This is a genomic window from Methylocystis sp. ATCC 49242 (genome assembly GCF_000188155.2).
GTDB lineage: Bacteria > Pseudomonadota > Alphaproteobacteria > Rhizobiales > Beijerinckiaceae > Methylocystis.
Map to the genome: position 1 here is coordinate 86,509 of NZ_KE124772.1, position 24,051 is coordinate 110,559.

Here is a 24,051-nt window from a genome sequence, read left to right on the forward strand (position 1 = left end):
CAGCCTTCGCCGAGTTTTCACACACTAAGACCCAGAGCAGACTTTCGGAGCGTCACAGCTCGTCTTCACGCTTCGGCGAAAACGTTAAGGCGCTCGAACGTGGCCGAGTGTCGGCTACGACGATTTGATTTAGCTCAATGACAAAGTCACAGACCGGGTCGCGGTTCGATAGGAAGCTAAGGTAGACCCGGCTGGGTCAGGGGGCCCTAGAAAGTCTCTCACACAGCAACACTACGCGCATGGGACTTTGTCTCCAAGGCAGAAGGTTTGAGTGAGGGGTTTCCATGCTCGCGCCAACGCGCTGGGAAAGGCGGAGCCGCTTTTCCCTACGCGCCCCCGAGAGAAAGATAAAAACGAGGAGGATCGCCATGACCGTCAACGTGCCCACAGACCGCCCGCCAATCGATCCGCATCCGCTCAGCCCCTATGTCGCCTGGGCGGGAAATCGCAATCGTGATCCAATTCTGACCGTGTTCAAGGATATATTTCCAAAGAGCGGAAATGTGCTGGAGCTCGCGAGCGGCGCCGGCAATCACGTCAACTATTTCGCGCCGCATTTTCCCGGGCTGACGTTTCAGCCATCCGACTATGACGTCGAGGTGTTCGACGCGATCAAGAAGAAGCGCGCCGAGCATAGCAACGGCAATATAGCCGATCCGATCAAGATCGATCTGACCGCGCCAGACACATGGCCCAGCGCCGACGAGCGCCTCTACGACGCGATCTTCGTCGTCAATCTGTTCCAGGTCGCGCCCGTCTCCATCTGCGACGGCATCGCCCAGGTCGCCGAACGCGTCCTCACCAAGGACGGTTTCGTCGCGATCTATGGTCCGTTCAAGGTGGGCGGCCAATATACGACCGAGTCGAACGCGGCCTTTGATCAGGAGATTCTCGCGCCCAAGGTCGCCGAATGGGGCCTCAAGGATGTGAAGGACCTGGAGAAGGCCGCCAACGCGCATAACATCGCGTTGAAGAGAATTGTGGACATGCCCGCGAACAACTTCATCCTCCTCTTCGGACGGGCTTGAGGAAACGGCCGCCGCGGAGAATCGAGAGCGTCATGACGAATGAAAGGGCTTCTCCCACAGGCGCGGCGGTTGTGATTGGCGTTGGCGCCGAGACAGGTCTCGGCGCCGCGCTGGCCCGGCGTTTTGCGCGGGAAGGCCTGCGCGTCACCATCGCAGGCCGCACGCCCCAGCGCCTGCGCGTCTTGGCCGAGCAAATCACAGCGGCCGGCGGCGCCGTTTCCGTCAAGGTCGCCGACGCGGCCAATGAGGCGGACGTCACCGCCCTGTTCGACGAAGCGGACAAGGACGGCGCCATCGATCTCGTGGCCTATAATGTCGGGAGCAATGTCGCCGCCTCCGCGCTGGAGACGACGCCGGAACTCTTCGAGCGCCTTTGGCGCCAGAACGCCTTCGGCGGCTTTATCGTCGGCCGTGAGGCGGCGCGCCGCATGGCCCCGCGCGAGAAGGGCACGATCCTCTTTACCGGCGCGACGGCCTCGATGCGCGCCCGTCCGCCCTTCCTCGCTTTCGGCGCGGCGAAGGCGGGATTGCGCGCCGTGGCGCAGGGTCTGGCACGCGAATTCAGCCCGCAGGGCGTCCATGTCGCTCATGTCGTGATCGACGGCGTGATCCAAGGCGACTACGCCGCGACCAACTTCGCCGAATATGTCCGCTCCAAGGGCACCGACGGTCTGCTCGCCGTAGACGACATCGCGGACGTCTATTGGACGCTGCATCGCCAGCCGCGCAGCGTCTGGACGCATGAACTCGATCTGAGACCATTCAAGGAGCCGTTCTGACGACGGAACGTCGCGCGGCCCCCGAACGCAAGGAGACACACATGACCGCCCAGAAGAAATGGCGCCTCGTCGGCGACTATTTCGAGAATTGCAACTGCAACATCGTCTGCCCCTGCGTGTTCTCGGCCAAGGCCATGGCCGAGCAGCCGACGCAGGGATTCTGCGACGTCGTAATGGCGTTTCATATCGACACGGGCAGCTATGGCGACGTCGCGCTCGATGGCCTGAATGTCGCGCTCGCAGCCCATGCGCCCGGCCCCATGGCGGAGGGCAACTGGACCCTCGCCGTCTATCTCGACGAGCGCGCGAGCGATGAACAGACCGCCGGGATCGGAGCGATCTTCGGCGGAGCCGAAGGCGGGCCGATGGCGGCCTTCGCGCCGCTGGTCGGAACCCATCTCGGCGTGAAGAAGGCCGCGATCAAATATGCGATCGACGGCAAGTCGCGCTCCGTCGAAATTCCCGGAGTGCTCGCCCTGGCCGTCGACCCGCTGAGGGGACTGCATCCAAGCGGCGAAATCTGGGCGACGAGCGGCCATCCCGTGGCTCCGGAGAAGATCGCCCTCGCCGTCGGCCGCGACGGCAACAGCTATGTCGACCACGGCATGAACTGGAACAATGCAGGTCGAAACGGCCACTACGCGCCGATCGAATGGTCGAACTAACGGCGGTTGTGGAAATGGAAGAGGCCCGGATAGATCCGATTTTAGCGCAAAGAAACGTCATCCTGGGCCTGCTCATCGCGCTTTGCGCGGGGGCTTGGGCCTGGCTCGCGTGGCAGGGGGCGGGGATGCACCACCACCCCGGTTCGCCCATGGCCTCGCCAACCATGGGGATGCAGGCGCCGCTGTTCGTCGCAATGTGGATGGCGATGACTGTGGCGATGATGTTTCCCACCGCCGCGCCGATGTTGCTCACCTTTCACAAGACGCAGGAGAGCAAGTGCCGACATGGCCAGGCCTTTGTGGCGACCTGGGCGTTCCTCGGCGGATATATGATTGTCTGGCTGCTGTCGGGCGTCGCCGCCTACATTGGCGCGGTTGCCTTCGAGGCCTTCGCATCCCGCGCGGCGTTCTCGGCGGAGACGATGAACCGCTTCGGCGGCGCAATCCTTGTTGCGGCGGGCCTCTACCAGCTGACCCCGATCAAGGACATATGTCTCTCCAAGTGTAGGACGCCCCTCAGCTTCATTATGACGTCCTGGCGCGACGGGGTGAAAGGAGCCGTGCTGATGGGCGCGATTCACGGCGCCTATTGCCTGGGATGTTGCTGGCTCCTGTGCGCCATCATGTTCCCGCTTGGCATGATGAATCTCGCCGTGCTGGCCACCGTGACCGTCGTCGTCTTCGCAGAGAAGACATTGCCTCAGACGAGGCTATTGACTCAGGCCATAGCGGTCATTTTGACGGTCGGCGGTACCCTGATGATCGCCGTGCCTGATACGCGCTTCCTAACTTAATTGGGTCTGCCACGCGCGGGGGCCGAAATTAGCCAACGATCGCCATCGCGTTCCACGGCCACAATTCTGACGCCTAGCCAAGGGAAATTTTCCCGAAAACGCGCCAGGTCTCTACCGCTCGAAGCGAGCAACAAGGGAACGCGGAGAGACGCAAGCGACCGGCTATCGTCGTGGTGAGCAAGACCACAGAGGAGTAGCCGTATAAGGCCTGGACGAGAGCAGACGGGCCCCCAAATAAAAAACAAAGGAATGCGCCTGCGTCACGACGCGGTCGAACCATGCCGTGGGCTCGTAGCAGTAGCCGTTCGTCGCCACCGGCGCTTCCCGGCAAAGCTGCGACTGATCGGTCCAGTCGAAACCCGAGGAGGCCGTGCAGGACACGATATATTTGCCGATGATGCCGGATCTGCCACGCCGCGCGTCGGGATAGGCGCTTTCGCCGTCCAGCTCGCAACGCGAGGTCTGCGCCATCTGCCCTTTCAGAAAAGCCGTGTTGCTGCTTCCCGTGAAATGCACGCCAATGCCTGCGACGAACATGAAGGCGGCGAGCGCGAGGACGCTGCCTTGCGCGATGCGCGAAGTTTTCGAGACCGTATCGGCAGGAGCTTGACTTGGGGGCAAGCAGACCTAGCTGCCAATCGTTGCGTCGCTGGTGCATATCACAACCTCCGCGCGCGGGCGGAGTGACATCATCGCTGGGTGAGGGAGGTCGAAATGTCGTTCCAGATTGGTGACCAGGCCCCGGATTTCGAAGCGGAAACCACGCAGGGGCGCATCAGATTCCACGAATGGATTGGCGACTCATGGGCGGTCCTGTTCTCCCATCCGAAGGACTTCACGCCCGTCTGCACGACGGAGCTGGGCTACATGGCAAAACTCAAACCAGAGTTTGACCGACGCAACGTCAAGATCATCGGACTGAGCGTTGATCCTGTTGAAAATCATAAGAAATGGGCCGCTGATATCGAAGAGACGCAAGGCGCGGCGCCGAACTATCCGATGATCGGGGACACGGATCTGCGCATCTCCAAGCTTTACGGAATGTTGCCAGCTAGCGCTTCCGGCGACGCCGGCGCGCGGACGCCTGTTGATAATCAGACCGTGCGCAATGTCTTCGTTATCGGGCCAGACAAGAAGATAAAGCTGATCATCGTCTACCCGATGACAACCGGCCGCAACTTCGACGAAGTTCTTCGGGTGATCGACTCGCTGCAGCTGACAGCGAAGCATAAGGTCGCGACGCCGGTGAATTGGAAGCCGGGCGAGGACGTTATCATTGCGGGCTCTGTATCCGACGAAGAAGCGAAAAAAGCCTATCCAATGGGCTGGAAAGCGCCGCGGCCGTACCTTCGGATCGTGCCACAGCCGCGCTGAGGGAGCCGCTGGCCAGCTGCTTTGAGTTGCAGGGGGAAAGGGGCGTCCATGATTTTTCGCCAATTCTTCGACAGCGCCTCCTCCACCTACACTTATCTGCTGGCCAGCCGATACGGTGGCGAGGCCCTGATCATCGATCCCGTGTTGGAGAGAGTTGACCGCTACCTTCAGCTTGTTCGTGAACTCGACCTTAATCTCGTTAAGGTCATTGACACGCATCTGCACGCCGACCACGTGACGGGCTCGGCTGTGCTACGCGATCGCACCCACTGCATCACGGTTATGGGTGAACAAACCCACGCCGACGTCATATCCATGCGCATCGCGGATGGCGAGCGCATAAATATAGAAGGATTGAGCCTCGAAGCGGTCTATACGCCCGGGCATACGGACGATTCCTATTCGTTCGTGATGGACGATCGCGTCTTCACAGGCGACACCCTGCTGATCCGGGGCACCGGCCGCACCGATTTCCAGAATGGCGACGCTCGCGCGCAATACGACTCGATCTTCAATAAGCTGCTCAAATTGCCAGGCGAAACGCTCGTCTACCCGGCGCACGATTATAAAGGCGACACGGTCTCGACGATCTGGGAAGAGAGAAGGTTCAATCCACGGCTTCAAGTCGGTTCGGTCGAGGAATATGTGGAGCTTATGAACAACCTCAAGCTGGCGAACCCGAAAATGATGGATGTCGCAGTGCCGGCCAACATGCATGTCGGGCTTCACCAAGATGAGATTTCGCGAAAAGGGTGGGCGGTGATGCCGGCCGAGGCGATATCCCTTCGCGGTCGCCCTGAGGTGGTGTTTGTCGATTTGCGCGAGAAAAACGAACGCGCAAGACATGGAAGCATTCCCGGCGCGCTGCATGCGCCCTATGCGGATTTGCAGGAAAACATCGGTAAGGGCGGCATACTGCATGAACTGGCGGAAGCGACGGGCAAGCGGATCATCTTTTATTGCGCCTTTGGCGAGCGCTCGGCGATGGCGGTTCAGGCCGCGCAGGACGCAGGCCTGAAGACCGCCTGCCATATTGAAGGCGGCATCAACGCCTGGAAGAAGGCCAGCGGGCCGATGGAGCAGTAACAGCAGCCTCGTCAAAAGGCGTATTAGCTGTTAGCGCGGCTATTTCTGCAACGGGGCTCAATACGTGCGGGATAGATACTCGACGATCACCTTCATATCCGTTTCGGAAATTGGCGCGTGATAGGCTTTGACCATCTTTGAAACCTCGCCTTCCCAAAATTTAGGGCCAAGCTGGGGCGGCTGCGTGCTTATGTAATCTGCAGAGTGACATGATAGGCAGTTATTCTGCGCAGCTTCCACGCCGGGACCTGGCCGGAAAGCCGTCTTCTCTTCAGGGAGGGAGTAACTGCGAGGCTCAGCAAACGCGAGGTTCGAAAAGAACAGGACACAGGCGATGGGGGGAACAGCCCGGACTAACATTCGCATGCAGCTTCTCCGTCACTGCGCAATTACGCGCACCGTTTCCACGGCGTTGCGCATGTATCCCGAAGCGTTCCATAATGGCGCGATCGGCTGGGATTGGCCGATTGCGTTGATGGCGCAAACTTTCAAGAAATGCTCGCCTGCAGGAAGCCGCGCCACCGCATTCCACTCCCTAAATGAGTAGCGACCAAGGTCGTGGCCAAGTTTCGCCTCCGTCCAATCTCGACCTCCGTTGCTCGAAAACAGCACTGTCTTGACGCCATAACCCCCATCAAACGCGATGCCCTTTATCGGGGTCTCCGCCCTTGCCCTCACCCTAGCTCCATCCGCAAGATTGGTGATGAAGGAGCGAACATCAAACCGTTTAATGGGGACAGTCGGTGTCGCCTTTTGCCCTGGCTCTGTGCAGGCGCAGGCGTTGTCGGGGATGCGATAAGCCGTCTTCATCCAAAAGCCATCGAAGACATCGTCGATGACCGTTATGTCGCTCAAATGCTTGACCCAGTACGTGCCATAATAGCCAGGCACGACGAGCCGCGCGGGGTATCCATTAAGCCACGGCAAATCTTCGCCATTCATGGCGTAGGCGATTATGACTTCCCCGTCGCGAGCGTGATCAATGTCCAGGGCTTTGACGAAGTCGGGCGTCTCAGGCAACACCGGCCGGTCAAGACCATTGAAGACGACTTGACGCGCGCCCGCCTGAACGCCTGCCTTGTCGAGGACCGCCTTTAGCGGCGCTCCCCGCCACCGGGCGTTCCCCATAGCGCCATTTCCAAGCTGCCCCCCGCCGACACGTGGATCAAAGAACCCCCGACTATTCCCTGAGCATTGGTTGACAGCGATAAATTCGATTGGTTCAAAGGCCGTCTTAAGTTCGGTGAGTGACAGAGATAGCTTCCGAGCTACCTTGCCGCCAACTTCGATGCGATATGCTTCGGGATCGATCGTCAGCGGAATGTCGGCCAGATGGTATCTGACAAAGAAGGCATCGTTTGGCGTGATTGGTCCCTGATCAAAGACCGTGAATGGCGTCTCTAGTTGAGGCGGTCGCGACGTGAGCCGTAACAATGGCCGCTTACCAGGGTAGCTCACTAGGGGTCGCTCGCCGTTAGCGAATGGAAGATGAACGCTTTCTTCTGCGAGCGCGTCCGAGAGAAAAGTGACTTTGCTCAGTGACGAGCCAGCAAAAGCGCCGCAGGCGGCCTGCAGTAGGGATCGCCGATCAACCATGATTGTGCCTCTGTCAAAACCACCGCACATCGAGCGAATATCTTGCTAGCTTAACAGGATAGCATCAAAAACTCCAGCGCCCCCGCCTCTCACTTCACGGATGCCTGGCGCGAAGAAAACCTTAGTTCTGCAGCGAGGTGCAACACCCAGAGCCGATTTGATATCGGCGCGGTTTATCAGACCGTTAAGGAGCGTTGCCATGCCGAAGAAAGAGATCAGATCGCGGGGATGAAGACGGCCGGGCTGTCGATCAGCACCTTTGGCCAAGCCCTCGGGCGGGACAAACCACCATATCGAGGAAACTGCAGCGCAATGCTTTGCCTTTGGTCGAGGGATGCTGACCGAGCGCGCGGCTGGCAAATCGTTCGGACACCCCGAACTTTTCGACGCAGATCCGGCAACCGGCGGGGCTTCCAGTTTCCCGACGCCGCCTCTTTTAGGATCAGCTTCTCCAGCGTCAGGTCAGCCCGACCCGCTGTCCTCTCTCTCGGAGATCCCGGCGCCGCCGCGCTCGGGCGACGATTGGACCGGCTTCGTCGAAACCCTCCAGGTTTTGCGCACTGGCAAGGCCGGCTGGCCGGCGGAAATCGCAGGCGCGCGCCTCTGGTACGAACCGCATCTCGAGCGCATTCACGAAGATGCGGCGACGCGCCGGGCCGACTTGCTGCAACTTGAACAGATGGCGGCGGGTTACCCCTCGCGGGAGCGCTTCCTCACGGAATTGACTCTCGACCCGCCGGACGCCACGAGCGACCAGGCCGGCGCGCCGCTTCTCGACGAGGATTATCTGATCCTGTCCACCATCCATTCGGCTAAGGGACAGGAATGGAAATCTGTCTTCGTCCTCAACGTGGTCGACGGCTGCGTTCCCTCGGATCTGGGGGCCGGAACGACGGCTGAAATCGAAGAGGAACGGCGGCTGCTCTATGTCGCCATGACGCGGGCGAAGGATAGTCTGCATCTCATCACACCACAGCGCTTTTTCACCCATGGACAGCACCCGCAAGGCGATCGCCACGTCTACGCGTCGCGCACTCGCTTCATCCCGGAAGCTTTGCTGCGCCTTTTCGAATGCGTGACATGGCCGGGGGCCTCGACCGCCTCGGGCGAGCGAAAGGGCGCCAGACGGACGCGCGTCGATGTCGGCGCCAGAATGCGCGCCATGTGGCGATAAGGGAAGGCCGCATGTGCAATCTTTACTCGATGACCAAGGGGCAACAAGCGATCCGCGAGATGGCCCGCGCGATGCGCGATGGGACCGGCAATCTGCCGTCCTTCCCTGCGATCTTCCCCGATTACGCCGCGCCGATCGTCCGAAACAGCCCCGAGGGGCGCGAATTGACCCTGGCGCGATGGGGGATGCCTTCGCCGGTCTTCGCGTTGAAGGGCAAAAAGTGTGACGCAGGCATCACCAACGTCCGCAACGTCAAATCTCCGCATTGGCGGCGTTGGCTCGGGATCGAGGACCGCTGCATCGTGCCCTTTACCAGCTTCTCCGAGAACGAGGCGCTTCCCGACGGCACGCATCCGACAGTTTGGTTCGCCCTCGACGAGACGCGTCCGCTCGCGTTCTTCGCTGGAATTTGGACTCGCTGGACCTCGGTGCGCAAGGTGAAGGAAGGCGAAACGACCAACGACCTCTACGCGTTTTTGACTACCGAAGCGAACAGGCTCGTCGGCGCGATTCATCCAAAGGCGATGCCTGTCATCTTGACGACGCGGGAGGAGATTGATCACTGGATGACCGCGCCCGCCGAGGAGGCGCTCCAGCTGCAGCGGCCGCTGGCTGATGACGCTCTCATGATCGTAGCGAGAGGCGGAAAGCAGGATGAGGGAGGCCTCGCATCCTGACAATCACCGAGCGTCCAAGAAGAAAACCGCACTGGCCATGCCCGGCGGCGGCATCGGAGGGATGTATTTTTAAGGTTCGCGAAAACTGAGGCCCAGGGGATGCTTACTCGACCCATCCGGCTTGACCGGTTCCGCTCTGCGATTGAGACTCGCTCTTGTATGGACGCCGTCCTCATGCATCGCATAGACGCCGCTAAGAACATGCGCCGTTTCTATCGCCTTGACGTAGCGCCCGACTTATTCGGGCGTTGGTGCGTTGCTGTCGAATGGGGGCGGATCGGCCGCAGCGGCCGTCTGCGCCTGACGGCCTATGAGAGCGCGACCTGGGCTGCTCTTGCGCGGCAGCGGCGCGCCAAGGAGCGACGCGGCTATGTCGCCATATGAGAGAGCCGGAACTCCGAGGCATTGCCCCAGCTCTTGGTTGCGAACTTGGCCGGGCCCATGGTTCAGTTCTCCGCAAGCCCTCGGCTGCGTGGGAGGAGGCGATATCTTCGGACATTAGAGGAAGGCCGACAAGAGCGGCTTCTGGTCGACATGCTTCCGGATGGTTGAGCGAAGGTTGTCCATGGAAGCTTCAAAATGGGCCTGCCGTAGATCGCCGCGCACCATTTCATGGCGAAGGAATACACAGAACGTCGCGATAACGTCGGTCAGGCAATAATCCGCCACTTCAGCGAGACGGCCGGCCGCAACGAAAGCCTCAACCTGACTGCCGTCAACGCCTCCAATCTTCACAGGAATGTTCGCGAGCGCCGCCATCTCGGCGAGACTGGGTTTGGTCGAAGCGCCATAGGCTGAGAGCACGTCGCAAAGGTCGATGTGGTCCTGGCCAAAGCGATGCCAATAATTCCGACGGCCGCCGTTATGCAGCCCGGGGACTGGAGCGTCGAGCGCGAAAGCCCGATACCGCAGCAACGGAAGGTCGAATCCATTGCCGCCGAAGGTGACAAGAATGGGACCTGTCCCGCGACTATCCACCGGGAGGCTTTTAACAAAGCCGAGCAGCAGTTCGGCCTCGCTCTTCTCGGCCACCGATCGGCTGCCGATCTGGGTAACTGTCAAAGGGCCCCCGCCCTCTTCGCGCTTGGCGTAGAGGGCGGCGATGGATACGATCCGATACATTGGCGTTTTCAAGAAGGCGGTCGTCGGGTCCTGGCCTTCGCGCGCGTAGCGTTCCCCGAGCATGCGCCTGACGTCGGCGTCGGGCGCGTCTTCCGGCTGGCCAAGCAGACGCCTGCCCACCTCAAGATCGGGAACAGCTTCAATATCGAAGACAACCAGCGCGGTCATGGATCAGCCCCGGGGGGAAAAGCGACGCTTGCCCAAAGCAGCGCATCACGCTTCAGGCCAAGCCGTCGGGGAAACCACCGCGCTGACTCTACCACTGACCGTTGGGTCGGCCACCTGGCCGTCGCCTCCACTCTCCGGAGTTCTATATTTGTTCTTTGCCGTGCGCTAGGCTTGCCGGAGGCATTTTGATTCGGCGGCACCATGGCGACAGTGATCATTACGGAGAAGACCAGCCAAGCCAAGGACCTCCGGGCCGCCCTGGGCGCACGCTTCGGACAAATTCTCCCGGCTGAGGGGCACCTCCTCCGCCTGGCCGAACCCGAGGAGGTTAATGCGGCATGGAAGAGTTGGTCCTGCGTCGTCCTCAATCCCGAAGGGCTCTATCCGACCCGCCCTACCACGGGGGGAAACAAAGGGCCAAAACTGAAAGCGATTGCCGCGGCGCTCAAGGCCTGCGACGACGTCATTCTGGCGACCGACTGTGACCGCGAAGGCCAGCTGATCGGTCAAGAAATCCTCGAACACCTCGGCTATCGCGGACGGGTGCGACGGGCCTTGTTCACGGCGCAGGATCCGAAAACGCTGCAGCAAGCCTTCGCTCGGCTGAAGCCGAACGCAGAGATGCGTCCGCTCTACGAAGCTGCGGTGGCCCGCCAGCAGGCGGATCAGATCTTCAATCTCTCGCTCACCCGGACGGCGACGAAGACGTTAGTCCCGCCAGGCGTGCGCGGGGTCATCGGAATCGGTCGGGTCAAGACGCCAACGCTGGCGATTGTCTGCCTTCGTGAACTGGAGATCCTCAATTTCCGGCCCGAAGACTATTTTGAGGTTGTCGCCGTGGCGACGGTCGCCAACGGCGACTTCTTGATGCGCCACGCACCTTCCGTGAAAATGCGCATCAAGGAGCGCGCCCAGGCCGAGGCGATCGCGAATGCTGCGGCCGGGTATCGGGGACCGCTGAGTGTCTCGGTCGACGAGAAGCGACAAGCGCCGCCCCGTCTATTTGACCTGCCCTCCCTGCAGAAGACTTGCGGTCAGCGTTGGGGATGGACAGCAGATAAGACGCTCGCCATCGCGCAGGAGCTGTATGACGGCGACGGCAAGAAATTGATCACCTATCCTCGCGCAGAGGCCCGTTACTTAAGCGAAAACCAGATCCATGATGTGGCGGGGGTCGTCGGCGCGCTTACACGCCTGCGTGGCTTTGCCCACCTTGACATCGCCTCACCAGTGATCCGCCGGGGAAAATCGGGCCATTTCTGCGACAAAGCGCTCGAGGGCGTTTCGCATCACGCCATCGTGCCCAATGTCAACGTTCTCGACGATCTGGAAAGTCGCTTAGCGCGCCTGAACGATGACGAAAAACGGTTGTTCGCTCTGATTTGCCGTTCCTACTTGGCGGTCACCATGCCGGATTACGAATATCGGCAGACTGTCGTCACCATGCCGGTTCCTCTGCCGGACGGGGGCTCGGCAGAGTTTCGGGCGGTCGGCCGCGTTCCGCTGCGGCTGGGATGGAAAGCAGTCTATCAGACCGGCGAGGCGGAAGCGGACTCAGAGGCAGAGCAGACGCTGCCGCCCATCAATGACGGCGACGCCGCGACCCTGTCGGAAACGAAGGTGGAGGCGAAAAGAACCCAACCACCGCCTCGGTATAGCGAAGGGACGCTCGTCGACGCTATGCAGAACGCATGGCGCTTTGTCGAAGATCCAGCCTTGCGCGACCGGCTCAAGGAAGCCAAGGGCATCGGGACCCCCGCCACCCGGGCTGAAATCATCAAGGGATTGAAGCGTCAAAACTTGCTGATTGCAGAAGGCAAGCTGGTGGCGCCAACCCCCGCAGGGCTTCAACTGTTCGAGCTTCTGCGCGCTTCGGCGCCTGCGCTCGTCGATCCCGGCACAACGGCATTATGGGAGATGCGTCTCGACGAGGTTGTCACCGGGAAAGCGGATTTCCGCGCGGTGATCGACGGCATAGCCGCCGTCGCGGGGGATCTGATTGAGGCGCTTCAAAAGCGATCGAGCGGAACGATCAAGCTGGAAAGTTCCACGCAAGCTCGTCGACCCGGGAGGCGGCGTTATGGCGCAAAGACTAGCGATCGGACCGAGACGAATGGCCTGAAACCGAGCCGAACACATCGCCGATCGACAGACCGCCGGGCAACGACAAAGAAGGATCTCCACTCAGTCGGGAACGCTAAAGGCGCGAGAACTGGAAACCGGAAAGCGCCTACTGCGAAAATGGTCGCGTACGCGCAGACGATCGCGCGCACTAAGAAGGCGCCCTTGCCTGAGGGCTATCAGCAGGATTTTGATGCGTGTCGACGCTTTCTTGATGAGCATGCGAAATAACCGGACGGTGACAGCGCAAAGAGGAGCAGGCGTATAAGGAATCCAGACTGCAGGGTTTCGATTCCTCTTTTTGCTAGAAAACCGGCGGAAGTCGTTGAAGTCAGCTTCCATCCCCTTGCGCAAAAACGCTTCGTGTTCGTGTCCACCGTCAGTAGACACGAATTCGAAGGCCTTCAGGCGGTCTCTAAAGGTGACGCGCACTTCCTCTCGAAGGGGGCGCGTCCCGCATAACGTCCTTGGGGGTCGCCGACATCTAAGCCTATATATGATAATGTCCTTTGCCATGCGTGGCCGTGATCCATTACCCGAGGCTGACCGTCCGCTTAAGCTGGGGAGCATCGTTGCAGAGGCGCGTGGATTGAGCGCCGTCGCACCCCATGGCACCGTTCACGCCCCTTTAGTTGTTGGGTTGGGCACCGGACACGCCGGCGCGCCTCAACCCAAAATTCGTTATAGAGACTCGTTCGGCTCCTTCGCCCAAGCGTTCTCAAGTGGAGGTGAGGTTGTGAAGTTTCTTTTTTTCAGAGGCCAACAAATCATGCACTTCTACAAGCTTATCAGTTGGGACCTCGCCATTAGAAAGCGCCTGTTCTATTGAATCAATGATCTTGGATCTGACACTGTCGAAAATCGAGAATTCAACCGGATCTGCAATAGAAGGATGCGGATCGGAAATTCTCCCAAGAATGGCCTTCTGTCGAGACTCCGGGATCGCGTGCCACTCGGAGGGGGTCATAAACCAATGATCACTCCCATGACATAGCCAACTTTCCATCATTGCCAAGAGCGCCGGTGAGGTCCCGTTGCTGCAATACGAAGCCAGTGCGTTCGCGTGTTCCTTTGCTGCCCCAACTATGATCTTGGTTTGCCGCTCTTCGGGTACGATCGCGAGAAGGCACAGAGCCCGCATTGTTTTGCTGCCTTCCACGTAATTTAGGATCCCTAAGCCGGAAAGACAGACTGGAAGACGCAAGTCGAAGCTTATGACAAACAGCGATGACTCTGTTGTAGCGTTCTCAATGTCGTCAAACAAATCCCGATACAGGCGCTCCAGAATGGGCAGGTCTTCCGAGATGGAATCAATCGCTTCAACCGCGCTGTCTTCATACTCATCGTTTTCAAACCTAATGTCACGAACCTCCAGCGGCTTTGAATGGTGCACCTGGCGAATCCGAGTTGCAACGAATTCGCGCCGAAGCTCCCGATAGCCGTTTAGAGCTGACTCGAGTTTCTCCTTCTGATGACGCATGCGGAAGATTTCGCGGCATAACGTTCGAAAAGTCTGTAGCAGATAGTGTCGGTTCGACGACATTTCCTTTTTTGTTTCAAATTCCATGAATTGGGCTTCATGGCGCGCGCAAAATCCTGGAAAGGTCGACGCATCACGAATTCCGATGCGCTCCATTTCAATGCCGGTCTTTCCCAACTTCGGCGTCACAACATGTCCGTGCTCTGCAATCAGTTTCATTGACGCACTCAAAGAGATGGAATGCGAGCGTGGAATACTTGGTTCCGTACAGCCTTCATGCATACAGGGGCTCGGTCGCGACCACCTCTTTGCCCATCTTTTTTCAGCAGTATGGAAGAGGCGCAACCTGTCGGCATCAGACGGATAGATCACAGAGTGATCATTATCGAAGTCTCCATGCGCGCCGTCGAGCGCCCGAAGAATATCGAGCAATTCTTCGCGCTCTTCCTTCGACATAGTGGGCGGCCACTGAATGTTTAAATCATCGATCCTATTCGTCATGGCAATAGGCTGTAGCCTCCCGTTTCTCAAAATAAGCCGTGACGCCAGGCTGTCGTAGCATTCCGAGCGTTGGACAATTAAATCGTAATCCGCTCGACCTCATCAAGGGTGATTTCATCGCCCGTGCGGTCATAGAGTTTGGTCGTGGGCGGACTTTCCTGCGCCGCCATGAGTTGGGCGTTTTCCAGCGTGCCGCCGGCTTCGAGATAAGTGGTGATGCCGGTGGCGCGAAATGGGGCAGCCGCTCCTGATCTTGATCCCCATATCGGCGGCGCGCCGCTGGATCATTCGATAGGCGTCGATCCGGTTCATCGGTGGTCGCGGTTAATTAGTCGGTGCGGCCCATGGCGGAGCGGAAGAGAGGGCTCTTGCTTTGCTCCTGAAGGCCGGCCGCCTGAATATAGGCGTCGATCGGCCTCTAAATTATGATGCGCCGGCATTTCGTGACGCTTTCCGCCTTTCTCATGCAGCCGCACCCACCAGCGTTTGCCTTGCGCGTAATAGTCCTTGACGCGCATGGCGACGACGGCGCTGCGGGCGGCTGGCTCATGGCCATTTGTGTAACATAACGTCCTTTATGTTACGTTAATTTTTTGTAAAGCTCTAGCTGTCTCGAGCACTCCCATTGGCGCTCCCATATTGCGCCTAGTACCAATTATTGGTATATTTTTCGGAGGAGGTTTCATGATGGCCAAAAACACATCTTTCGTCATCGGCGATCACTTCGCTTCGTTCGTCGAAGCCCAAGTCGCCGCCGGACGCTACGGGTCCGCTAGCGACGTTGTCCGCGCCGCTCTTCGCCTCTTGGAAGAACAAGAAACGAAGCTCGCCGCGCTCCGCGCAGCCCTGATCGAGGGCGAGACAAGCGGTGCGTCGACGCCCTTCGATTTCGAGGCGTTCATCGCGCGCAAGCGCGCGGACGACGCCCCGCGTCCATGAAGCGATTTACGCTTTCACCAAGGGCCCAGGCCGATATCGAGGAAATCTGGGACTATACAGTCGAGCATTGGAACGTTGGCCAGGCCGAGGTCTACCTTCGCAAAATCAAGGCGGCGGTCGAAGCCGTCGCCGATGATCCTCGCCTTGGCCGGCCCTGCGATGAGGTGCGCGCCGGTTATCGGAAATATCCCGCCGGCTCGCATATCCTCTTTTACCGGCCGACGCCGGATGGCATTGATATTGTGCGCATTTTGCATCAACGCATGGACTTCGAGCGTCATCTATGAGCAACCCGTCTCACCTCAGGTGCGTCAGCACGAATGGTCAAAAGACGTATCTCGGTTTCTTGTTGAAATGGAATTATCCTACTGACGATTTGCCGCGTGTCCCACGTCGTCCATCTTTTCCCCCGGCTCGGTGATGTATCAAGCAGCTCACGGCGCTGCCCTAGCGCACTCACTGATGCGGGATGCGTAAGCGGATTTCCCTCGGATAAGGAGAACGAGCAGCCGAGCACGGGACTACTCCCGCTCTCGGAGGCGCGTAGGCAAAGCCAAACCCGCAGCGGCGAGTATTTTCATTGCGTGGAGGCGTTGCGAACAAAACGCGAATTGTGGTTCACTCAGCCCCCTGCCCTCCTCCCGATTCGCGAGCGCCGCGCGTGGCCTACCTCGAAAAACTCAACGCCGAACAGAGGCAGGCAGTCGAACACGGCGTATGGGATAAGAGGTGTGCGCCAGGCGGGCCGCTCCTCGTGATCGCAGGGGCCGGGTCAGGCAAGACCAACACGCTCGCTCATCGTGTCGCCCATCTGATCGTCAACGGCGCCGATCCGCGTCGCATCCTGCTGATGACCTTCTCCCGCCGGGCGGCGGCCGAGATGACGCGGCGTGTCGAGCGCATCTGCGCAGAGGCGTTGGGAGCCAGCGCCGGGATCCTGACCAACGGGCTCGCCTGGGCGGGGACGTTTAACGGGGTCGGCGCTCGCCTGTTGCGCGATTACGCCGGCGAGATCGGGCTTACCCCCGATTTTACGATCCATGATCGGGAGGATGCCGCCGATCTGATGAATCTCGTTCGGCACGGGCTGGGCTTCTCGAAGACGGAGAGCCGCTTCCCAACCAAGGGAACTTGCCTCGCCATCTATTCCCGCGCCGTCAACGAGGAGCTGCCGCTCGACGACGTTATCGAAGGATGCTTTCCTTGGTGCGCCGGCTGGAGCGCTCAGCTGCGCCAGTTGTTCGCAGCCTATGTCGAGGCCAAGCAGACGCAGAACGTTCTAGATTACGACGACTTGCTGCTCTATTGGGCGCAGACCCTGGGCGAGTCGGCGCTCGCGGAGGACATTGGCGGAAGGTTCGATCACGTCCTTGTCGACGAATATCAGGACACGAACCGCCTCCAGTCCTCGATCCTGCTGGCGATGAAGCCCGACGGGCGCGGTCTCACCGTCGTCGGCGACGACGCCCAGTCGATCTATTCCTTCCGCGCCGCGACCGTGCGCAACATCCTCGACTTTCCCGCCGCCTTCAGCCCGCCCGCCGACATTGTCACGCTCGACCGCAACTATCGCTCGACGCGACCGATCCTCGCCGCCGCGAACTGCGTAATCGAACTCGCCAGCGAGCGTTTCACCAAGAATTTGTGGACGGAACGCCAATCAGGGGGAAAGCCTCGGCTCGTCACCGTGCCCGACGAGGGCGACCAGGCCCGCTACGTCGTCGAGCGCGTCTTGGAGGACCGGGAGATCGGCACGCGCCTGAAACAACAGGCGGTGCTGTTCCGCGCCTCTCATCACAGCGGCCCGCTCGAACTGGAGCTGACCCGCCGCAACATTCCCTTCGTCAAGTTCGGCGGGCTAAAATTCCTCGACAGCGCTCACGTCAAAGATATGCTCGCCCTGCTGCGGTTCGCGCAGAATCCGCGCGACCGCGTCGCCGGCTTTCGCCTTATGCAGCTTCTGCCGGGCGTCGGTCCGGCGTCGGCGCAACGCGTCCTCGACCTGATGGCGGAGCAGCCCGACCCGCTGTCCTCTCTCTCGGATATCCCCGCGCCACCACGCTCGGGAGACGATTGGACTGGGTTTGTCGAAGTGCTCCAGTATTTGCGCTCGGGCAAGGCCGGCTGGCCCGCCGAAATCGCAAGCGCGCGCCGCTGGTACGAACCGCATCTCGAGCGCATTCACGAAGATGCGGCGACGCGCCTGGCCGACCTGCTGCAACTCGAACAGATGGCGGCAGGTTACCCCTCGCGGGAGCGCTTCCTCACCGAATTGACCCTCGACCCGCCGGACGCCACGAGCGACCACGCCGGCGCGCCGCTTCTCGACGAGGATTATCTGATCCTGTCCACCATCCATTCGGCCAAGGGACAGGAATGGAAATCGGTCTTCGTCCTCAACGCCGTCGACGGCTGCATCCCCTCGGATCTCGGGGCCGGAACGACGGCTGAAATCGAAGAGGAGCGGCGGCTGCTCTATGTCGCCATGACGCGCGCGAAGGACAGTCTGCATCTCATCACGCCACAGCGCTTTTTCACCCATGGACAGCACCCGCAAGGCGATCGCCACGTGTATGCGTCGCGAACGCGCTTCATCCCAGAAGCTTTGCTGCGCCATTTCGAATGCGTGACGTGGCCGCGGGCTTCGTCCGCCTCGCGCGAGCGGCAGGGCGCAAGACGGATGCGCGTGGATGTCGGCGCCAGAATGCGCGCCATGTGGCGATAAGGGGAAGGCCCCATGTGCAACCTGTATTCGATGACCAAGGGGCAACAAGCGATCCGCGAGATGGCCCGCGCGATGCATGATCGGACCGGCAATCTGCCGCCCTTCCCCGCTATCTTCCCCGATTACGCAGCGCCGCTCATTCGAAACGGCCCCGACGGGCGCGAATTGACCCTGGCGCGATGGGGGATGCCTTCGCCGGTCTTCGCGCTGAAGGGCAGGAAGTGCGATCCTGGAGTCACGAATGTCCGCAACGTCAAATCTCCGCATTGGCGGCGTTGGCTCGGGATCGAGAACCGCTGCATCGTGCCCTTCACCAGCTTCTCAGAAAACGAGGCGCTCCCCGACGGCACGCATACGACGGTCTGGTTCGCCCTCGACGAGACGCGGCCACTCGCGTTCTTCGCCGGAATTGGACTCGGTGGACCTCCGTGCGCAAAGTGAAGGAGGGCGAGACGACCAACGACCTCTTCGCGTTTCTGACCACCGAAACCAATAAGGTCGTCGGCCCGATTCATCCAAAGGCGATGCCTGTCATCCTGACGACGCGGGAGGAAATTGAGTACTGGATGACCGCGCCCGCTGAGGAGGCGCTCCGGCTGCAGCGGCCGCTCGCTGATGACGCGCTCATGATCGTAGCGAGGGGCGGAAAGCAAGACGAGGCCGGCGTCGCAGCATGACGGCCATGCTTGCTCTACCAAGGTCGTTCGCACTGCCCTTAACGATGCCTCTTCAATTGCGGGTCTGATCGTCACAACCGAGGCGATCACCGAGGATCCCGAGAAGGAACCGAACCGGCCATGCCAGGCGGTGGCATGGAAGGGATGGATTTTTAAGATTTGCGAAACCTAAGGCCCTGGGGTTACTCACTCGCCCCATCCGGCTTGCCGGCTCCGCGCCACGATTGAGACTCGGTCTCGCATGGACGCCATCCTTCTGCATCGCATAGACGCGGCTAAGAACATGCGCCGTTACTATCGCCTTGACGTAGCGCCCGACTTATTCGGGCGTTGGTGTCTTGCCGTCGAATGGGGGCGGATCGGCCGGTGCGGACGTCTGCGCCTGACGGCCTATGAGAGCGCGGCCGAAGCTTGGGAGGCTCTTGCGCGGCAGCGGTGCGTCAAGGAGCAACGCGGCTATGTCGCCATATGACAGAGCCTTCGCTCGACCGGATTTGCGAGGCATGGCCAGAGCTCTTGGTTTTGAACTTGGCCGTGCCCATGATTCAGTTTTCCGCAATTTTTCGGCGGTGGCGACCTCCATGAGCAGGTGTAGGCGAGCGAATTGTAAACGAATTGTTAATGTTGAGGCGTCGTCTTACCGGCAGTAGCGGCGTCGCCATCACGACGCGGAAGCGCTTCCTCCCTTGAAGTCCGGCTCCTGGCCTCTCGCCGGGCTTTTTGTGGGGGCAGCCATTGACTTCTAACGATCCATAAAGTCCTCGCCGTCAAATTTACGTCTCCAAAAGAGTGCGAGGGAGTCATCCATGGGGGCCGCGACGACAACCGTTAAAAGTACCAGGAAGGGGTCTGCGAATACCCAACGCTCACGCGCAGCCACTGTGCCCAACGCTACGCAGGCGCGGATGCCGCCCATGCCTCCGGGAGATGGATTGAAGTATGCCCTTGTCGCCGGTAAGAGCATTGGCGCCGCGGCCCTTGTGTTTGGCGCTATCTGCGCTCTCATTTACACATCGGCCACGCCGCGCAAGTCATTGCTCGCAATCAACAAAAAGACTATCGCAAGGAGTGAATTCGACGTAGAATCGCATTTGGCGCCGACGAGATTAGGCTCTGCGCTGGTTTCTAAAATCGACGTGCCTGTTAGAGACGCGCCTCGGCGAAATGGGAAGGTCCTCGATAAAGCCGTCTATGGTTCTTACCTCGACGTCATCGGCCAGGACGGCAAATGGGTGCAAGTGCGCGCCACCGGGCAACACCTCACCGGCTGGGTGGAGAAAGCCGATCTGAATTTCTGAATTCGCATCTATGGAATTTACGCGGCTAAAGCCGACCCGCTCAAATGCCGCCAACTCGGCGGTGCGTCGATGCCGGGCCTCTCGCTCCCAGCCAAATGCAAACCAACCCACGCGCTTGCAATTTCTCTTGGCGGGTTAGATGAGGGCGCGCCCGGCCCACGGGGCAACGGAACGGCATATTGCGCCTACTTCCGCGATCCTGATGGCAATAGAATTTGCGTCTTTTGCTCGCTGACATAACAATGCAAGTCTGATCGCGACGCGCGCGCCCGTCAGCTGTTTGCGCGCACAGCGCCGAGGCTGTTTGAGTTGGCTCGCGCAAATTCGTCCACCGATTATGTAATCGGCTGTACGCCATGACATTCAGATGACCTCACCAACCTATCTCTTGAGCGTATTGCAGCAAAATGAAATGGCCGGCCCAAGGCGGGCCCGTTTGAAGCTTTCGCACGGAAAGGAACGACACGTTCCAGCGAGCTTGGGTTGCAGGGCGCGTAGCGCCCTGCCCTTCACGGCTAAGGCGATCGACGCCGCTGCCGCTGGCTTCAAATCAGCTCTTTCCCTGAAAGCCGCTCGAGCTCAAGCATTGAGATTTCTGCGCCGTCTCGAGTAAGGACCTTGATGTTCGGCTCATGCTCAGCCTGTAAGGCCTTGGCCCGTTCCAGGCACGCCGTCGCTGTTTCTAGGCGCTCTGTTTTTACATTGGGGTCTGTCCCATGCTTTATTGCATACGCCATTTCGTCCTCCTTGCGCCGCGCGATAAGGGAGGAAGTTGGGCTCTGGCCCAGCCAGGCAAGCGTTCGGGTTGGCGATTAGCCCGTTAATCGCAAAAAAAGACCCGCGAATCGGCGATCGTCGCTCGGAAGCTGGATCGTGCACGCCATGGTTGGAGAGTTAACCAAATTCCTCCAAAGCTTGAGGAAATCCGCCGATCCCGCGTGGGCGCGAACGGGGCCGCCACGCGATGAACTTGAACGCAAGAGCAAGCATGGCTGTTATCGAGATCGACGCGAGTTTCGAGAAGCGGGCTCTGCCAGTTACTGTGGTGACCGGCTTTCTTGGACGCGAAAACGACACTCCCAAACCGCATCTTGCGTGAGATGGGTTATGCGTGGCCGTGCTGGTGCGCGACTTTGGTCCGATCAATGTTGAAGCATCAATCTTAAGCGTCGAGGGCGACGTCATCAGCCTCATCATTAAGTTCCGGCTCGACGAACACTTCGCAATCGCCTCGTCGAGGCGCGGTTTGGTGATGTGCCGCTCAAAATCATGGGACCATACAAAGGGGCGGCGGCGACAACCTCGAAAAGACCACCAGGTCGCTGCCGTGCACGGCAATGGAGAATTCCGCTTGGCCGATAGAATGTTGACGGCCGTCAAAGCGGCCGAAACGCGATTTGAACCAATGAATTAACGGTAAGCGTCCGTTTTCGTAACCTTCCAAGCAACGCGTCGCTTCCCGTTAATCTTTTGTTAACTCTATAATTCTTGCCAGCACAAACGAATCGGACATAATGGCGCTAAATCCGCCGTCAGAGAGATCTTGGCGCTATTTTCTAATCGGGCAAAAAGCACATGTTGCTTCCGGCATTCGAATTCGATGACAAGATACTCGCTCAAGGCGCGGAGATATCTAGGAAGCTCGATCAGCTTCGCCTGGAAAAGTTTCCTCCAAATGCGAAGAAGACTCTCCGCTATTTTTCGATGGCCGAGGTCGCACATTATCTCGGCGTAAGCCCCAACAATCTAAAACGGCTTCACCTCGAAAAAAAAGGCCCGGAGCCCAGGATTGCTGCTGGCGGTCGCCGGATCTATTCAGCTGAGCAGATGATCGAGCTACGGCAATATCTGGACAAGAATGGTCGATCGGACGCCAAGAAATATGTCCCACATCGCAAGTCCGGCGAGAAGCTGCAGGTTATTGCGATCGTGAATTTCAAAGGCGGGTCCGGCAAAACAACGACCGCCGCACACCTTGCCCAACACCTCGCATTAACGGGGCATCGGACCCTTGCCATCGACCTCGATCCGCAAGCGTCTCTTTCCGCTCTGCACGGGTTCCAGCCGGAAATAGACCGCAACCCTTCACTGTTCGACGCCATTCGTTACGACGATGAAAGGAAGCCTATACGGGAGGTCATTGCGGCCACCAATTTTCCGTATCTGGACATCATTCCCGCTAACCTCGAGCTGCAGGAATACGAATACGCCACGCCGCTTGCGATGCAAGGTTCAGCAGAGGGGAAGAGGTTCTTCGCCCGGCTTGGTAACGTGCTCGCCGATGTCGACGAACTCTACGACGTCGTTATCGTAGATTGCCCACCGCAACTCGGATACCTGACCCTGACAGCGCTCGCGGCAGCGACCTCAGTGCTGATCACCGTCCATCCGCAAATGCTGGACCTGATGTCGATGAGCCAGTTCCTGCTTATGCTCGGCAACATCACGAAGACTATTAAGCAAGTGGGTGCCCATGTCCAAATGGACTGGCTTCGGTATTTGATCACGCGCTACGAGCCAACGGATATTCCGCAGGCCCAGATGCTTGGATTCATGCAGTCTATGTTGGCGGAGGAAATTTTGAAAAGTCCGATGCTTAAGTCAACTGCAATATCCGACGCCGGCCTCACAAAGCAGACATTGTATGAGGTCGAAAGGGCAAACTTTAATCGCGATACCTATGACCGCGCGATCGAGTGCATGGACGCCGTTAATTTCGAAATTCAGGGCCTCATCCATCAAGCATGGGGCCGGCTATGATGTTGACGGCCGTAAAAACTGCAAAAACACGTCTTCTTTTCAGACAATTAGATCAAATGAGGAGGATGAACGGTGGCTCGTAAAAACCCATTCGCCAGCCTCATGGCACACGACAGTCCCGAGGAGAAGTCCCCCGCGCTCGATTACACGTTGAAAGGCGCGTCACGTTCGATACTGAGTTCGATTGATGAACTGGCCGCCAGAGCGGACAAACTCATGGAAGGAGAGACGATCGTCGAACTCGATCCAGAGCTCGTCGAAGTTTCCTTCGTAAAAGATCGGCTTGACGGTGACGATCAGGAATTCAGGGAACTAGTGGAGGCGATCCGCGATCGGGGACAGGATTCTCCAATCTTAGTGCGCCCGCACCCCGCCAAGACGGGGCGCTACATGATCGTGTTCGGCCACAGACGCGCGCGTGTGGCGAAGCTCCTCGGTCGGAAAGTGCGCGCGGTCGTTAAAGAACTGAAGGATCGCGAACACGTTGTTGCGCAGGGCCAAGAAAACTCCGCGCGAGCAAATCTCTCTTTCATCGAAAAGGCCCTATTTGCGTCAAAACTTTCCCGGCTTCGCTACGACGACGATAACTCGACAGTCCTCGCGGCTCTCTCGATTGACCGGGCGACGCTTTCCAAGATGCTTTCCGTGGCGAGTTTGCCAGAGGAAATTCTCGGAGCAATCGGTCCCGCAAAAGGGGTGGGCCGCGATCGGTGGTATGAGCTCAAACTTTTACTCGAAAAGCCAGGCAACCATGATGTTGCGCAGAAGGCGATCGAGGAAGGCGGGATATCGGACCTCTCCAGCGACGAGAGGTTCAACGCAATCATGACGTGTCTCAAAAGTGCGAAGCCGACGAGCCGTCCCCGTACGAGTCAAAAGCAGAACTGGGCTTCGGAAGATGGAGCGCTGTCTGCTGAAATGTTAGCCGAAGGCAAACGCTATACCGTATCGCTTAAGGCAAGAAATTCTGACGCAAAAGCGTTTGGAGAATACCTGTCTGAACATTTGGCCGATCTGTACCGAGCGTTCAAACAGGGGAAATCTGTTACCGAGCGTGGAGATTGAACCGCAAAAGAAAAAGGCCCCC

At 59.2% G+C, this 24,051-nt stretch carries 22 protein-coding genes and 3 pseudogenes; 19 read left to right on the top strand and 6 right to left on the bottom strand.

Annotation, left to right across the window (positions count from 1 at the left end; translation table 11 throughout):
• Positions 1–368: 368 nt before the first annotated feature.
• From MET49242_RS01035 to MET49242_RS01050, 4 genes are read left to right on the top strand one after another with little or no spacing between them, the layout of a single operon-like run.
• The gene (locus MET49242_RS01035; protein ID WP_036279642.1) at positions 369–1,028 is read left to right on the top strand and encodes a DUF938 domain-containing protein; all 660 of its coding nucleotides are present in this window, start codon (positions 369–371) and stop codon (positions 1,026–1,028) included.
• A 32-nt stretch (positions 1,029–1,060) separates the two neighbouring features.
• Positions 1,061–1,807 (top strand): SDR family NAD(P)-dependent oxidoreductase, encoded by a 747-nt coding sequence (locus MET49242_RS01040; RefSeq protein WP_036279645.1) that lies wholly within the window; start codon positions 1,061–1,063, stop codon positions 1,805–1,807.
• Between the two features lie 41 nt (positions 1,808–1,848).
• Positions 1,849–2,472, top strand: a complete 624-nt coding sequence (locus tag MET49242_RS01045) for a DUF1326 domain-containing protein (protein ID WP_036279647.1) — start codon at positions 1,849–1,851, stop codon at positions 2,470–2,472.
• Positions 2,460–3,266 (top strand): DUF2182 domain-containing protein, encoded by an 807-nt coding sequence (locus MET49242_RS01050; RefSeq protein ID WP_051133899.1) that lies wholly within the window; start codon positions 2,460–2,462, stop codon positions 3,264–3,266. Before MET49242_RS01045 ends, MET49242_RS01050 begins: the two co-directional genes overlap by 13 nt.
• Before the next feature lie 162 nt (positions 3,267–3,428).
• Here the strand turns inward: MET49242_RS01050 and MET49242_RS23075 are convergent, their stop codons facing one another.
• Entirely contained in the window at positions 3,429–3,887 is a 459-nt protein-coding gene (locus MET49242_RS23075) for a hypothetical protein (protein ID WP_051133900.1), read from the bottom strand.
• 93 nt (positions 3,888–3,980) lie between these two features.
• Between MET49242_RS23075 and MET49242_RS01060 the strand changes: the two genes are divergently transcribed.
• Together MET49242_RS01060 and MET49242_RS01065 are read left to right on the top strand one after the other, a co-directional pair.
• The gene (locus tag MET49242_RS01060; protein WP_036279650.1) at positions 3,981–4,640 is read left to right on the top strand and encodes a peroxiredoxin; all 660 of its coding nucleotides are present in this window, start codon (positions 3,981–3,983) and stop codon (positions 4,638–4,640) included.
• A gap of 48 nt (positions 4,641–4,688) precedes the next feature.
• Positions 4,689–5,726 carry an MBL fold metallo-hydrolase gene (locus MET49242_RS01065; RefSeq protein ID WP_036279653.1) on the top strand — a complete coding sequence of 346 codons (1,038 nt, stop codon included), beginning with the start codon at positions 4,689–4,691 and terminating at the stop codon, positions 5,724–5,726.
• A 378-nt stretch (positions 5,727–6,104) separates the two neighbouring features.
• On the opposite strand, the gene MET49242_RS01075 is transcribed toward MET49242_RS01065, so the two are convergent.
• Positions 6,105–7,322: a molybdopterin-dependent oxidoreductase gene (locus MET49242_RS01075; protein ID WP_036279772.1), complete on the bottom strand. Its 1,218-nt coding sequence runs from the start codon at positions 7,320–7,322 to the stop codon at positions 6,105–6,107.
• A gap of 310 nt (positions 7,323–7,632) precedes the next feature.
• Positions 7,633–7,789, bottom strand: a pseudogene (locus MET49242_RS25960) (IS3 family transposase); the annotation flags it as partial.
• A gap of 17 nt (positions 7,790–7,806) precedes the next feature.
• Here MET49242_RS25960 and MET49242_RS01080 point away from each other — a divergent pair.
• The 3 genes and pseudogenes from MET49242_RS01080 to MET49242_RS01090 all read left to right on the top strand — a co-directional run.
• A pseudogene (locus MET49242_RS01080) lies at positions 7,807–8,496 on the top strand (3'-5' exonuclease); the annotation flags it as partial.
• Positions 8,497–8,507: 11 nt separating this feature from the next.
• Complete coding sequence (locus tag MET49242_RS01085) at positions 8,508–9,173, top strand: SOS response-associated peptidase (protein ID WP_051133901.1); 666 nt, start codon at positions 8,508–8,510, stop codon at positions 9,171–9,173.
• A 159-nt stretch (positions 9,174–9,332) separates the two neighbouring features.
• Entirely contained in the window at positions 9,333–9,557 is a 225-nt protein-coding gene (locus tag MET49242_RS01090; RefSeq protein WP_036279663.1) for a WGR domain-containing protein, read from the top strand.
• Positions 9,558–9,671: 114 nt separating this feature from the next.
• On the opposite strand, the gene MET49242_RS23080 is transcribed toward MET49242_RS01090, so the two are convergent.
• Positions 9,672–10,463 carry a 3'-5' exonuclease gene (locus MET49242_RS23080; protein WP_051133902.1) on the bottom strand — a complete coding sequence of 264 codons (792 nt, stop codon included), beginning with the start codon at positions 10,461–10,463 and terminating at the stop codon, positions 9,672–9,674.
• A gap of 201 nt (positions 10,464–10,664) precedes the next feature.
• Here MET49242_RS23080 and MET49242_RS01100 point away from each other — a divergent pair, with 201 nt between their 5' ends.
• A complete protein-coding gene (locus MET49242_RS01100) occupies positions 10,665–12,815 on the top strand; it encodes a DNA topoisomerase (protein WP_036279667.1) in 2,151 nt (716 codons plus the stop codon).
• A gap of 487 nt (positions 12,816–13,302) precedes the next feature.
• Here the strand turns inward: MET49242_RS01100 and MET49242_RS01105 are convergent, their stop codons facing one another.
• Positions 13,303–14,520, bottom strand: a complete 1,218-nt coding sequence (locus MET49242_RS01105; RefSeq protein WP_144259405.1) for a hypothetical protein — start codon at positions 14,518–14,520, stop codon at positions 13,303–13,305.
• Positions 14,521–15,252: 732 nt separating this feature from the next.
• Between MET49242_RS01105 and MET49242_RS01115 the strand changes: the two genes are divergently transcribed.
• The 6 genes and pseudogenes from MET49242_RS01115 (at position 15,253) to MET49242_RS01140 (ending at position 20,204) form a co-directional block, all read left to right on the top strand.
• Entirely contained in the window at positions 15,253–15,504 is a 252-nt protein-coding gene (locus MET49242_RS01115) for a type II toxin-antitoxin system ParD family antitoxin (protein ID WP_036279781.1), read from the top strand.
• Positions 15,501–15,791 carry a type II toxin-antitoxin system RelE/ParE family toxin gene (locus MET49242_RS01120; protein ID WP_036279671.1) on the top strand — a complete coding sequence of 97 codons (291 nt, stop codon included), beginning with the start codon at positions 15,501–15,503 and terminating at the stop codon, positions 15,789–15,791. Before MET49242_RS01115 ends, MET49242_RS01120 begins: the two co-directional genes overlap by 4 nt.
• Before the next feature lie 374 nt (positions 15,792–16,165).
• Entirely contained in the window at positions 16,166–18,229 is a 2,064-nt protein-coding gene (locus tag MET49242_RS01125; RefSeq protein WP_036279673.1) for an ATP-dependent helicase, read from the top strand.
• 12 nt (positions 18,230–18,241) lie between these two features.
• A pseudogene (locus MET49242_RS01130) lies at positions 18,242–18,906 on the top strand (SOS response-associated peptidase).
• A gap of 241 nt (positions 18,907–19,147) precedes the next feature.
• On the top strand, positions 19,148–19,378 hold the full coding sequence (locus tag MET49242_RS01135) for a WGR domain-containing protein (protein WP_036279675.1): 231 nt from the start codon (positions 19,148–19,150) through the stop codon (positions 19,376–19,378).
• 460 nt (positions 19,379–19,838) lie between these two features.
• Entirely contained in the window at positions 19,839–20,204 is a 366-nt protein-coding gene (locus tag MET49242_RS01140) for an SH3 domain-containing protein (RefSeq protein WP_158497227.1), read from the top strand.
• 545 nt (positions 20,205–20,749) lie between these two features.
• Here MET49242_RS01140 and MET49242_RS01145 read toward each other — a convergent pair.
• Entirely contained in the window at positions 20,750–20,941 is a 192-nt protein-coding gene (locus tag MET49242_RS01145) for a hypothetical protein (RefSeq protein ID WP_036279681.1), read from the bottom strand.
• Between the two features lie 374 nt (positions 20,942–21,315).
• Here MET49242_RS01145 and MET49242_RS01150 point away from each other — a divergent pair, with 374 nt between their 5' ends.
• From MET49242_RS01150 to repB, 3 genes are all read left to right on the top strand, one after another.
• Positions 21,316–21,618, top strand: a complete 303-nt coding sequence (locus MET49242_RS01150) for a hypothetical protein (RefSeq protein ID WP_036279684.1) — start codon at positions 21,316–21,318, stop codon at positions 21,616–21,618.
• A gap of 161 nt (positions 21,619–21,779) precedes the next feature.
• Complete coding sequence (gene repA, locus MET49242_RS01155) at positions 21,780–22,964, top strand: plasmid partitioning protein RepA (protein WP_036279687.1); 1,185 nt, start codon at positions 21,780–21,782, stop codon at positions 22,962–22,964.
• Between the two features lie 72 nt (positions 22,965–23,036).
• The gene (repB, locus tag MET49242_RS01160; protein WP_036279689.1) at positions 23,037–24,029 is read left to right on the top strand and encodes a plasmid partitioning protein RepB; all 993 of its coding nucleotides are present in this window, start codon (positions 23,037–23,039) and stop codon (positions 24,027–24,029) included.
• Positions 24,030–24,051 lie beyond the last annotated feature (22 nt).

What these genes read in the sequence shown, in the direction of transcription:
- MET49242_RS01075 (WP_036279772.1), bottom strand. Translation starts at nt 7,322, where the DNA reads ATGGTTGATCGGCGATCCCTACTGCAGGCCGCCTGCGGCGCTTTTGCT.
- MET49242_RS01120 (WP_036279671.1), top strand. Translation starts at nt 15,501, where the DNA reads ATGAAGCGATTTACGCTTTCACCAAGGGCCCAGGCCGATATCGAGGAA.
- MET49242_RS01145 (WP_036279681.1), bottom strand. Translation starts at nt 20,941, where the DNA reads ATGGCGTATGCAATAAAGCATGGGACAGACCCCAATGTAAAAACAGAG.
- MET49242_RS01085 (WP_051133901.1), top strand. Translation starts at nt 8,508, where the DNA reads ATGTGCAATCTTTACTCGATGACCAAGGGGCAACAAGCGATCCGCGAG.
- MET49242_RS01050 (WP_051133899.1), top strand. Translation starts at nt 2,460, where the DNA reads ATGGTCGAACTAACGGCGGTTGTGGAAATGGAAGAGGCCCGGATAGAT.
- MET49242_RS01035 (WP_036279642.1), top strand. Translation starts at nt 369, where the DNA reads ATGACCGTCAACGTGCCCACAGACCGCCCGCCAATCGATCCGCATCCG.
- MET49242_RS01135 (WP_036279675.1), top strand. Translation starts at nt 19,148, where the DNA reads ATGGACGCCATCCTTCTGCATCGCATAGACGCGGCTAAGAACATGCGC.
- MET49242_RS01100 (WP_036279667.1), top strand. Translation starts at nt 10,665, where the DNA reads ATGGCGACAGTGATCATTACGGAGAAGACCAGCCAAGCCAAGGACCTC.
- MET49242_RS01115 (WP_036279781.1), top strand. Translation starts at nt 15,253, where the DNA reads ATGGCCAAAAACACATCTTTCGTCATCGGCGATCACTTCGCTTCGTTC.
- MET49242_RS01105 (WP_144259405.1), bottom strand. Translation starts at nt 14,520, where the DNA reads ATGTCGAAGGAAGAGCGCGAAGAATTGCTCGATATTCTTCGGGCGCTC.
- MET49242_RS01090 (WP_036279663.1), top strand. Translation starts at nt 9,333, where the DNA reads ATGGACGCCGTCCTCATGCATCGCATAGACGCCGCTAAGAACATGCGC.
- MET49242_RS01045 (WP_036279647.1), top strand. Translation starts at nt 1,849, where the DNA reads ATGACCGCCCAGAAGAAATGGCGCCTCGTCGGCGACTATTTCGAGAAT.
- MET49242_RS01065 (WP_036279653.1), top strand. Translation starts at nt 4,689, where the DNA reads ATGATTTTTCGCCAATTCTTCGACAGCGCCTCCTCCACCTACACTTAT.
- MET49242_RS01040 (WP_036279645.1), top strand. Translation starts at nt 1,061, where the DNA reads ATGACGAATGAAAGGGCTTCTCCCACAGGCGCGGCGGTTGTGATTGGC.
- MET49242_RS01060 (WP_036279650.1), top strand. Translation starts at nt 3,981, where the DNA reads ATGTCGTTCCAGATTGGTGACCAGGCCCCGGATTTCGAAGCGGAAACC.
- repA (WP_036279687.1), top strand. Translation starts at nt 21,780, where the DNA reads ATGTTGCTTCCGGCATTCGAATTCGATGACAAGATACTCGCTCAAGGC.
- MET49242_RS23080 (WP_051133902.1), bottom strand. Translation starts at nt 10,463, where the DNA reads ATGACCGCGCTGGTTGTCTTCGATATTGAAGCTGTTCCCGATCTTGAG.